Genomic DNA, 10,638 nt, shown 5'->3' with positions numbered 1-10,638 from the left:
AAGCCAACTTCCGTTGTCCAGACGGGATTCGCCGCTGGGAGGAGGATCAGGACATCGTGCGCGGTATTCCGTGCAACGCGGGAGACATGGTGATCTTCAACGAGGCGACACTGCATGGGACGCTGCCGTGGACGTCCGACCGGGAGCGCCGCTCGCTGCTCGTGCGCTATTCGCCGAAGTACCTCCACTTCGCCGGTGGATTCTACGAGACGTCGTTCCCGGAGTGGACGCAGGAACTGACAGAGGCGCAACGCGCAACGCTGGAGCCGCCGTACATCTACAATCGTCCCCTGATCGAAGACGACGGCGAGACCGTCGTGCGGCCTCGCCGTGAGTAGACCGACAGAGAGCGGGCTCTATAAAAGGCTCCTCAGATACTGCGCGTCGCGGATGAGCACCGCCTTGCGCTCCTCGGGCGGGAACCGACCGATGGACTCGTCCTCGAGCGACAGGTCGCCGGTGTAGCCCGCAGCGCGCAGGAACCCGATGACGCGGCGCAGGTCGATGTCGCCCTCCTCGATGGGGCATGCGTACTTGCCGTATTCCCAGCCGATGGGTCGCCGCTTCTCGCGCTCGGAGGCCGGATAGTTGATGTTCTTGACGTGCGTGTGTTTCGTCCGCGACGCGAAGTGCTCCAGCGTTTGGTAGACCTCGGACAACGGCATCCCGGACCAGTAGAAGTTGCCCATGTCCATCGTCATTCCGACGCGGTCTGAACCGACGCCCGCGAACACGCCGTCGAGGAACTCTCGGTTGTTGCCTCCCGCGCCGTGGTTCTCGATTCCGAATCCGACGGTCAAGTCGGACGTGGCTTCGACGGCTTGCGACAGGCATTCGACAAAGAGATCGATCCGCTCTGGCGTGGCCATCTCACGTTCGCGGCGCATCGCCGAATCGACGCGAATCGCCGCCATCCCGACGGCATTCGCCGCCCGAGCCGCCTGGATGACCCAGTCGACGACACGGTCGCGCTCCGAAGAGCTGAAGTCTGAGGCGAGCAGGAAGCCTGCGGGACGGAGTCCGTTCTCTGCCAGATGGCACTTGTACCGCGTAAGAGCCTGGTCGGAGTCCAGCGTGAACTGGTCTGGGCTGACGGCGGAAGGGGCCCGCATGTCCGGGGTCAGATCGAGCTCAAAGGCGTGTATCTCGCACGCCTCTGCCGCCTCACGGATCGAGGCGAACCCGGCGCTCAGCGCGGTTCCATCGCGAATGGACGCGTACATCGTGGCTCCTCTTCTTCGTGTCCGAGCGTGATGAGAGCATGGCGTCGCAGCGTTGGACGCAGCTCAGACAGAGCATAGCGAGGGCGTTCGAACGGCGCAACATAGCGCCAGAGGGGCAAGGTTGCCGCGAGCCCAGGAGCGGACTTGGGACTGCCTATGCGTCGAGACCGGAGACAAGTTGGACATGGCCACTCGACGGCGTTGGACAACCAAAGACGACGAAGTGCTGCGGCAGCACCACAGGGCGTTGACCAATTCTGAACTGGCTGAGAAGCTGTGTCGCTCCGAGGCTGCGGTCGCGGTTCGCCTCAATCAGTTGGGGTTGGCGCGGCGAAGGCACTGGAAGGACCGGGACGACCAGACGTTGCGCGAGCTGTACATGCACTCGGACAACGCGGCGCTCGCCACGTTGCTGCGCCGGTCTGAAGCGGCGGTCGCACGACGGCTCCATCTCCTAAAGCTGCGTCGGGCTTTCGTGTGGAACGCGGAGAAGGACGACTTCCTAGCCGCGAACTATGAGACGCACTCCACCGCCGATCTGGCGGCACAACTGGAAACCACGGACGCCATCGTGGCACATCGCCTCGTCACCCTGGGTCTGCGTCGGACATCCAGGCGCATTGCGTCTAGCGGTCACTGAGCGAGTGCGACAGGAACCAGGTGTAGAGCTCCGGGTTGTCGTACGCCTCGGTCCATGAATCGTGACCGGCTTCGGCGTAGACGGTATGGCGCACGTCAGCGCCCAGCGCCTGGAGCGCCTTGACCATCGTCTCCGACTGCTCCGGCTTGACGACTTCGTCCTTTGCCCCGTGAAACACCCACGCCGGGATGTCCTTGATCCGGTCGACCTTGCTGGGGTCGCCACCGCCGCAGATCGGTGCGATCGCGGCGAACCGCTCGGGATGCTCCGTCGCCAGCGCCCAGGTTCCGAAGCCTCCCATGCTGAGCCCGGTCAAGTAGACGCGGTTCGTGTCGACTCGATAGCGGGCGACCACATCGTCCAGCAGAGCCGTTAGCGCGTCCACTTCGGCTGTCCACCACGAGTTCTGAGGACACTGCGGCGACACGGCGATGAACGGAAAGTCCGGTTGCAGGACAGCCACTTTCGGGATGCCATGCACCTTGATCTTCTCCACATCGCTGCCGCGCTCACCTGCCCCGTGGAGAAAGAGAATCAGCGGGTACTTCGCGCCGCCGGACGCATCATAGGCGCTCGGGAGGAACAGCAGGTAGTTCAGTCGAACAGTCTTCGTGATCTGCGTCTCGAACGTATGGGCTTTCTGGTTCGGCATCGCACGAGGCTCCTGCGCTTCGCTGCGGGCGCCGGTGGACGAAGAGAACAGTGCGACGACGAGGAGCACAGACGAGAATCGCATCGCCAGGCGCTCCTTCTTCGTGGTGGTTGTGGATGCAGGTTCCGACGGCTAACATAGGCGCCCGGAGCAGCACTGTCAAGCCGGTACCGACGCGCTGTCGCCACTGCCGGAGATGTCCGTTTGGGCAGAACGTCTCTGAACCGTAAACGGTCCGAGATACGGGTCCACCGCCGCGCATCGCCCGGCGCGCCGCCGGGCACTCTCGCCATCGATCCGGCAGCGCCGTCACCGAGGATCCACGTGATCGCGTTCGGTCCCGACGCCGTCGAAGAGCGCGACATCGAGGACGTCGACGACCTACGACGCTGGGTCGGACGCCATCGCGTCACGTGGGTCGACGTTGCTGGTCTGGGAGACGCGGCGACGCTTCAAGCGGTCGGCGATGCGTTCGGGCTCCATCGGCTGGCGCTCGAGGACGTCGTCAACGTCTATCAGCGCCCCAAGATCGAACCCTACGCGGAGCACCATTTTGTTGTGGCGCGGGTGGCGACGGTCGGGGAGGCGATTGGCACCGAGCAGATCAGCCTGTTCCTGGGCAGTGACTACGTCCTCACGTTCCAGGAAAGGCCCGGCGACGATTTTGATCCGGTCAGGGAGCGTATCCGCTCGGGACGACCGACCATCCGGTCGTCGGGTCCCGACTACCTCGCCTACGCGCTCATCGACGCGGTCGTCGACGGCTTCTTCCCAGTCATCGAGGTCCTCGGAGACCGGCTTGAACGGTTGGAGGACGACATCGTCGAACGCCCGAGCCAAGCTTCGGTCACGGAGCTCCACGCTGTGCGTCACGATCTGTTAGTGCTTCGGCGAGCCGTCTGGCCCCAACGAGAGGTCGTCCACGCTCTATCGCGCGACACGACCGCGCACATCGCCGAGGAAACGCGGGTCTTCCTCCGCGACTGCTACGATCACGCAGTCCAGCTTCTCGACCTGATCGAGAACTACCGCGATATCGCGACGAGCCTGCACGACCTCTATCTTTCGAGCGTCAACAACCGATTGAGCGAAGTGATGACGGTTCTGACGCTCATCGCGACGATCTTTATCCCGCTCTCGTTCATCGCTGGCGTGTATGGGATGAACTTCAGCGTCGAGTCATCGCCGCTCAACATGCCAGAGCTGCGGTGGTACTGGGGATATCCGTTCGCCCTCGCGTTGATGGCGGCAGTCGCCGGAGGACTCACCTACTACTTCCGAAGGCGTGGATGGATCGGAACCGGCGCAAGCGCGAGGCGACGGGACCGCACACGGGTCTGAGTGGTTTTTCGAAAATCGGTTACGATTCGTAGGGGCGACCCGTCGGGTCGCCTTCGTCGTGAAACGGGCGACGCACCGCGTCGCCTCTACTCTACGCCGTCCGTTGATTCGACGGATATCTACGAAACAGACCGCTGAGTATGCCAAGGAGCAGAGCGCGCATGTACCCCATGGATCGTTATTTCGATGCTGCCATCGGCGTCGTGCAACGGATTCGCGCGGAACAAGCGGACAACATCCGCCGCGCCGCTCAGGTCTGCGCGGACGTCATCCTGCGCGACCGCCTGGTGCACCTCTTCGGCGCAGGTCACTCGCGCATACCCGTTGAGGAGATGTTCCCGCGCTACGGCAGCTTTCCTGGGTTCCACCCGATCGTTGAGCTGTCGATGACCTACCACCACGAGGTCGTCGGCGCGAACGGACAGCGACAGGCGATGTTCATCGAGAACGTGCCGGGATTGGCGTCCAGGATCCTGCGCAACTTCGCGCTGACAGCCGACGACGCGATGGTCGTCTTTTCGACGGGCGGCACGAACATCGTGCCCATCGAGATTGCGCTCGAAGCTCGCGAGACCGGCATGACGACCATCGCCGTCACGTCTTTGGCGAATAACGCGTCGTCGCGGACGCGACACGCGGGCGGGAAGAACCTGGCGGAGGTGTGCGACATCGTGGTAGACAACTGCGTACCTCCCGGTGACGCCGTTGTCTGGATCGAAGGTCTTGAGTACCCCGTGTCGCCGGTATCGACGCTGGCGGCGTGCGCCATCGCCAACGCCATCAAAGCCGAGGTCGCCGAACTCCTCACTCAGGCTGGCAAGCCGCCGTTCGTTCTCACCAGCCCGGTTCACATCGGCGCGGAGCGCTCCCAGCAGCTATTCGACGAGACGTATGACGACTACCGCCGACGCGTGGGTGTTCTCTACGGCTGATGTCCATCGGAACCCTCCTCGGCTGGGCTCGCCGCGTTGGTCCGAACGCGGAAGCCCTCGTCGCCCATCTTGGACAGCGCCTCGGGCTCGTTGCCTCCCAGCGACGCAAGCGCAGACTCGAGGGCGGCGTAAGCATCCTCCGCGGCTGGAACCGTCGGAAACAGGATGCAGAACGCCTCCGAAGTCCTCGTGTCGTCGATGCGCAGTCTCGACACAAATCCCTCGACGTCGTCGTCCAGCGGCATGACCAGAAGCGAAGGGTCCTTGGTCGAGACCTGAGCCTGAGCCGTGTTGGCGAACCATCGCTCGCTGTGAAGCACCAGGCTCGGGATCGTCGCGTATCGTGTGGTCCACTCGGGCTCGTCTCGGACGCCGCCGATCATCCCAGTGATCGTAGAGGCGAACGCCCGCATGCCGTCGCGCGTGTCATCTGAGAACTCGTAGATACGGATGAACACGTAGTAGCGATCCGACCAGGACAAGAGCTCCGTCTCGCCGATGAACGCGCCGCCCCCCGTCGGTACGAACATGCCGCCTGGGATTCGCTTCTGGCTGTAGAGCCCGAAGGCGTTCGCCGGCGTGCCCATGTCGTACACCTCGACGCGAAGCAACGGCTTCGGTCCCAAGCGGACGTTGGCGTACTCCGCCGTCACCAACCCGCGAACGCCGAAAGCCTCGTACTCGACCGAGGGTCGACGCAGGAACGCCGTGAGTTCGTGGGGTCTGAGGTACTGCCGCTCGCCGACGGTCCGCCAGTCTTGGATCCGATCATCCGCTGGGAGCAGCGAGAAGAGGAACGTGTCGTCTCGGACTGGAGCGCTGGTCTGCCTATCCGGTGCCGGCAGCGCTAGCCACTGAGTCAGCAACGCCTTGGCGATCTTCGGCGATGGGCAGTCCCACACGCCGAAGACGACAGATCCCTGTCGCGCCACCCAGGTCTCGGGAATCGGTTCGCCGCAACCGACATGGATCGCCGATGCCATGCAGCAGAGCAGCAGGAAACGGGCTGTGCGACCGATCATGCTGCGATCCTAGTCGTTGAACGGCAGAGGAGGCATGTGGAACGATTCCTCCGGGAACGTCCATTGCCCCATCAGCGCGCGCCGCATCGGTGTCAGTCGCTCAAGGAACTCCAGCGAGTTCCCCATCCGGTCGGACCGGATCAGCCACGGCGGAGCGTAGACCATGTGGATGATGTACCGGTCGTAGTCCTGGTGGTTCGGACCCCCGCGATGGTAGACGCCCTGATGGAACATGAGCGCCGTGCCGGGCTCTCCGCAGATGATCTCCGCGGTCGGTATCGGGTTCTCAGGCGTGCCCGATCCGCTTGGCATGGACGTCGCCGCATTGTGCGATCCCGGTATCATCTCCATGTTGCCGTAGCCAGGCGTTGGCTGGTGTGTCAGGAAGAACCCGATGCGGAGTTGAACCAGCGGTGTGAGGGTTGCCAGCTTGCGGAACTCGTAGGCGCTCGATCCATCCTGATGCCACCCTCCGCCCGCGAAGTGCGCGGGGACGGATGTGCACCAACTGCTTTGCAGGATGAACCGGTCTCCGAACAGGGCTCGCGCCTTCGGAAGCACTGAAGGATGGTCGATCAGGTTCTCGAATGCTGGTTCCTGCTCGAATGAGTTGCCGATCTGACGCCACGAGCCCTTCGGATGCTTGGAGTGACAGCGGATCGCTGCCTGCATGCAGGCGTCACACTCCTCGGGCGTCAGGGCGCCCGGGATGACCAGATAGCCGGTGGACTCAAAGACGAATCGTTCGACGTCGGTCAACGGGCCGGGCTTGCCCAGCGGTGTCATTCAGGCATCTCCTCACCGATTGGGGCTGGCAGCAGGCGTTCGGGTCTCAACAGACTGCCCGCGCACTCACCACTGTTCCGCGAGCGTGTAGTAGAGCTCATCGACGACGTCGCGCAGCAGCCGCTGGCGTGCAGTCTGTTCGTCCTCCGGTTGCTCGCCTCTGCCGGTCACGACATAGAAGTCGCGATGGTATTCGGCATCCCGCTTCGCGTCGACGAGCTTGCTCTTTACATTGTCGCGGAACTCGTAGTCAAGCACGACACGCATGCGATAGCGTTCAGGAAGGGCGTTCACGTCATACGCGATGGGTCGGATTTCATAGTCGTGCACGGTGACTAGCAGGATGGCGTCGTCGCCGTCCGTCCACTTCGAGTTGAAGCGGCTGCGGAGCTCCGTCGTCATCTCGTCTTCGAGCTGGAAGAGGATCGTCTGATTCTGGACAGGCGGGATGCGGATCGTCTTGATGTGTTCGAGGTAGTTCGAGACGGACACGTACCCACAGCCGGACGCGGTGACCAGAAACAGGCACAAAACCGCACCTAGAGCCGCTCGACCCCGACACAGGGCGAAAGCCACCGAATCCGTGAGAATCCTACGCTGTGACGCAGCGCGACGGTCCACGTCTTCGGAGCACCTCCGGCGGGGCAGCGGCTCGCATGCCCGGGTTGAAACGTCCTCATGCCCACTACTGGACCGTGGGCTTGGCGATCACCGGTTTCTCGGCAGGCGCGGGTTTGTCCGGATTGATCCAGCGCGATATCTGGTTCTGGTGAGACGAGATCCACCAGACGCCCACTCCCAGCAGGACAACGACCGCCACCATCAACGCCTGAAACCACGTCTTCTCGAGCAGGCTGCCGTTGGCTTGCTGCGTCTCGTGTTGACCGATTCGCATGGCGACGTCCTCTCCGCCCGTTACCGGGCTGGACACCGCGATGGCGCCTAGGCGGCTCGTCGACCGTAGCGTGAGCGACGCCATGCGGGCGGCGCCTGCGCCATCGCTACGTACAAGTACTAGCCCCGACGCCATCGCTTGTGAAGTCCGTCGCCTCGAAGCGCCAACCTGGACACTCCGCGTCGGGCGCTAGTAGCGCCGCTTGGGCACCCTGGGCGTCTCTCGGCTCCCGCCGCGTCCGTCGCGCGGGCGCCCGCCTGATTGAGAGCCCCGGTCGCGGTCGCCGCCTCGCCGGTCGCGCGACTGACGCGAACCGTCGGCTTCGTACTGAGGCTCGCGCTCGCCGGTCTCTTGGGATGGCTCGCTGCCGGCAGCGCGGTCGCCGCCGGTCGCGCGCGGATACTGCGGAACGCGCGGAGCGGACGGTTCGTCCGACTCCTCCTCGTCCGCGTCTTCGCTGTGAACGCGCTCGGCGCGCGGAGGCATTGGCGTCCCGTCGGGTCGCGTGACGAGCTCCAGGTCGATACGCCCCTTCTCGTCGATTCGCGTGACTCGGACGGTCGCGGTATCGCCGATGTTCAGGACGTCCTCGACGCGGCGCACATAGCCATCCGACAGCGCCGAGATGTGGATTAGCCCATCCACGCCCTTGAGCACTTCGACGAACGCACCAAACGGCGTGACACGCGTCACACGTCCGACATACTCCTTGCCGACCTCCGCCTCGGCGACGATGCCGCGGATGATGTCCTCGGCAACCTTCGCCGCCGCGAGGCTGGTCGAGGCGATGCGCACCGTCCCGTCGTCCTCGACGTTGACGGTGACGCCGGCGTCTTCCTGGATCTTGCGGATGACGGATCCGCCGCGACCGATGATCTCGCGGATCTTGTCCGGATGGACCTTCATCGTGTAAATGCGCGGCGCGTACGGCGAGATGTCCTCGCGGCGCGTGCCGATGCAGGCGTCCATCAGGTCCAGAACCTTGATCCGCGCTTCGTGCGACTGGTGGATGGCGCGGCGCATCAGGTCGACGGTGATGCCGTCGATCTTGATGTCGAGCTGGATCGCCGTGACGCCGTCCCGTGTTCCGGCGACCTTGAAGTCCATGTCGCCGAGATGGTCTTCGGCTCCCAACATGTCCGTCAGGATCACCTCACGGTCTCCGTCCTTGATGAGCCCGACCCCGACGCCAGCGACGGGCTTGGCGACTGGCACGCCGGCGTCCATCAGCGCCAGACTGGCGCCGCAGACCGTTGCCATCGACGACGACGCGTTCGACTCGAGGATTTCCGAGACGACCCGCACCGTGTACGGGAATGTCTCGGCGTCGGGGATCACGGGCATGAGCGCGTGCTCCGCGAGCGAGCCGTGCCCGATCTCTCGACGCCCGGCGCCGGTGATGCGCCGGACCTCCCCGACACTGAATCCGGGGAAGTTGTAGTGGAGGAAGAAGGCGCGCGAGTGCTCCCCGGTAAGGTCGCGAATGACCTCCTCGTCCATGCCGGTGCCGAGGGTGACGGTACAGAGCGCTTGCGTCTGCCCTCTCGTGAACAGGGAGGAGCCGTGGGTTCGCGGCAATACGCCCACTTCGCACGCGATGTCGCGGATGTCGCGCGTGCCGCGCCCGTCGACTCGCTTGCCTTCTTCGAGAATCGAGCGGCGCATCTCCTCGCGCTCGATCTCGGTGAACACAGCCGCGATCTGCTCGTCGTCCGAGTGGATGTCGGTGCCCTCGCCCTCGATTTCGGCGACGACGTTCTCCAGCACCGACTGCAGGTACGTGTCGCGTTCCTGCTTGTCCGCGATCCCGATGGACTGACGGATCGGCATCGTTGCGAGTTCGCGGATGCGAACCGCCATCTCTTCCTGCGCGGACGCCTTCCCGACTGGGCGCTTCGGCTTGCCGACAGCCGCAACGAGTTCTTCCTGAACCGCGATCACACGCTGAATCTCGCCGTGGGCGAAATCGATCGCAGCGATCACGTCGTCTTCAGGGACTTCGTGGGCGCTTCCCTCGACCGACATGACCGCGCGCTTGTTGGCGGTGACGAAGAAGTGCAGGTCCGCCTCATCGAGCTGCGCGTACGTCGGGTTGGCGACGAACGCCCCACCCACGCGCGCGACGACGATGCCGCCGATGGGCCCGTTGAACGGGATGCTGGAGATCGAGAGCGCCGCCGACGTGCCGATCATGGCGAGCGTCTCGGTCGGATGGACCTGGTCCGACGACAACGTCATCGCCTGAACCTGGGTCTCATTCCTGAACTTCTTGGGGAACAGAGGACGAATCGAGTGATCGATCAGTCGGGCGATCAGCGTCTCGCCGACGCCAGGACGAGGCTCGCGCCGGCCGTAGACAGGAGGAATCTTGCCAACAGCGTACCCGCGTTCTCGGTAATCGACCGTCAACGGAAAGAAATCGGTGTCTTCCTTCGCCTCGGCGGCGGCGACGGCGGTAACCAGCACGACGGTTCCGCCCTGCTGCACCCAGACCGCGCCGTCCGCTTGTTTCGCGACCTTTCCCGTCTGCAGGACGACGGGTTCGTCTCCCAGGATGATCTCTACGCTATGCACCGTGCGCTCCTCCGGACCTTCCGCATTGGACGGCATCTCCACCAGAAACACGGAGACCTGACGCGCCCACCGGCGAGGGGCCGTCGTCCTCTCCGGGATCGTCGTCAGGTCGTGGCATCGATGCGCGCTTAGCGGCCAATACGGTCTCGGAGGCCGAGCTTGCCGATCAGAGCGCGGTAGCGCTCCACATCCGTATCGTAGAGATAGCGCAGGAGGCGTCGCTGCTTACCGACCAGACGGAACAGCCCGCGCCGCGACGTGTGGTCATGCGTGTGAGACTTGAAGTGCTCGGTCAGGTACTGGATTCGCGCGTTCAGGAGGGCGACTTGGACTTCGGCGCTTCCCGTATCACCTTCGGAACGCTGATGGTCTTGAACGATTGACGCGATGTTCTCTTTCGTCAACGACAACGCCGGATTCCCTTCGTCACGTAGTCACTGCTTCCGCGCGCCGGGCCCTCTCCAAGCCTCGACTCCGACCGCGGCGACATGAGCCCATGTGTGAGTCCATTTCAGCACGTACAGTAACACACAGCCTGCCGCATCGGCAAGCTCAACCCTCAAGCGTCTCCCC

12 protein-coding genes are annotated in these 10,638 nt (G+C 64.0%); 4 read left to right on the top strand and 8 right to left on the bottom strand.

Translation table 11 applies throughout. The features are described from left to right. Window positions 1–338, top strand: a 338-nt coding sequence (locus FJZ36_05560; GenBank protein MBM3214363.1) for a hypothetical protein, incomplete at its 5' end; no start/stop codon positions are given. Between the two features lie 18 nt (window positions 339–356). Here the strand turns inward: FJZ36_05560 and FJZ36_05555 are convergent. After that, window positions 357–1,223, bottom strand: a complete 867-nt coding sequence (locus FJZ36_05555; protein MBM3214362.1) for a sugar phosphate isomerase/epimerase — start codon at window positions 1,221–1,223, stop codon at window positions 357–359. Between the two features lie 178 nt (window positions 1,224–1,401). Here FJZ36_05555 and FJZ36_05550 point away from each other — a divergent pair, with 178 nt between their 5' ends. Beyond that, a complete protein-coding gene (locus tag FJZ36_05550) occupies window positions 1,402–1,863 on the top strand; it encodes a hypothetical protein (protein MBM3214361.1) in 462 nt (153 codons plus the stop codon). On the opposite strand, the gene FJZ36_05545 is transcribed toward FJZ36_05550, so the two are convergent. Further along, window positions 1,850–2,515, bottom strand: coding sequence for a phospholipase (locus FJZ36_05545; protein ID MBM3214360.1), 666 nt, complete (start codon window positions 2,513–2,515; stop codon window positions 1,850–1,852). The genes FJZ36_05550 and FJZ36_05545 overlap by 14 nt on opposite strands. Before the next feature lie 156 nt (window positions 2,516–2,671). On the opposite strand from FJZ36_05545, the gene corA reads away from it, so the two are divergent. Both corA and FJZ36_05535 read left to right on the top strand, forming a co-directional pair. Continuing rightward, window positions 2,672–3,856, top strand: coding sequence for a magnesium/cobalt transporter CorA (corA, locus tag FJZ36_05540; GenBank protein MBM3214359.1), 1,185 nt, complete (start codon window positions 2,672–2,674; stop codon window positions 3,854–3,856). A gap of 161 nt (window positions 3,857–4,017) precedes the next feature. Continuing rightward, complete coding sequence (locus tag FJZ36_05535) at window positions 4,018–4,788, top strand: SIS domain-containing protein (protein ID MBM3214358.1); 771 nt, start codon at window positions 4,018–4,020, stop codon at window positions 4,786–4,788. On the opposite strand, the gene FJZ36_05530 is transcribed toward FJZ36_05535, so the two are convergent. The 6 genes from FJZ36_05530 to rpsO all read right to left on the bottom strand — a co-directional run bounded on the left by FJZ36_05530 (window position 4,779) and on the right by rpsO (window position 10,475). Continuing rightward, window positions 4,779–5,810, bottom strand: a complete 1,032-nt coding sequence (locus FJZ36_05530; protein MBM3214357.1) for a hypothetical protein — start codon at window positions 5,808–5,810, stop codon at window positions 4,779–4,781. The two genes, FJZ36_05535 and FJZ36_05530, sit on opposite strands and share 10 nt — an antisense overlap. A gap of 9 nt (window positions 5,811–5,819) precedes the next feature. Next, window positions 5,820–6,596 (bottom strand): phytanoyl-CoA dioxygenase family protein, encoded by a 777-nt coding sequence (locus FJZ36_05525; GenBank protein MBM3214356.1) that lies wholly within the window; start codon window positions 6,594–6,596, stop codon window positions 5,820–5,822. Window positions 6,597–6,662: 66 nt separating this feature from the next. Beyond that, on the bottom strand, window positions 6,663–7,244 hold the full coding sequence (locus FJZ36_05520) for a hypothetical protein (GenBank protein ID MBM3214355.1): 582 nt from the start codon (window positions 7,242–7,244) through the stop codon (window positions 6,663–6,665). 37 nt (window positions 7,245–7,281) lie between these two features. Further along, window positions 7,282–7,491: a hypothetical protein gene (locus FJZ36_05515; GenBank protein MBM3214354.1), complete on the bottom strand. Its 210-nt coding sequence runs from the start codon at window positions 7,489–7,491 to the stop codon at window positions 7,282–7,284. Between the two features lie 189 nt (window positions 7,492–7,680). Continuing rightward, window positions 7,681–10,101 (bottom strand): polyribonucleotide nucleotidyltransferase, encoded by a 2,421-nt coding sequence (gene pnp / locus FJZ36_05510; GenBank protein MBM3214353.1) that lies wholly within the window; start codon window positions 10,099–10,101, stop codon window positions 7,681–7,683. 92 nt (window positions 10,102–10,193) lie between these two features. Then, complete coding sequence (gene rpsO / locus FJZ36_05505) at window positions 10,194–10,475, bottom strand: 30S ribosomal protein S15 (protein ID MBM3214352.1); 282 nt, start codon at window positions 10,473–10,475, stop codon at window positions 10,194–10,196. Between the last annotated feature and the right edge of the window lie 163 nt (window positions 10,476–10,638).

This window comes from Candidatus Poribacteria bacterium (genome assembly GCA_016866785.1).
Taxonomy (GTDB): Bacteria; Poribacteria; WGA-4E.
Note: the sequence above shows the minus strand (reverse complement) of the source record. Positions and strands in the feature narration are given on the sequence as shown.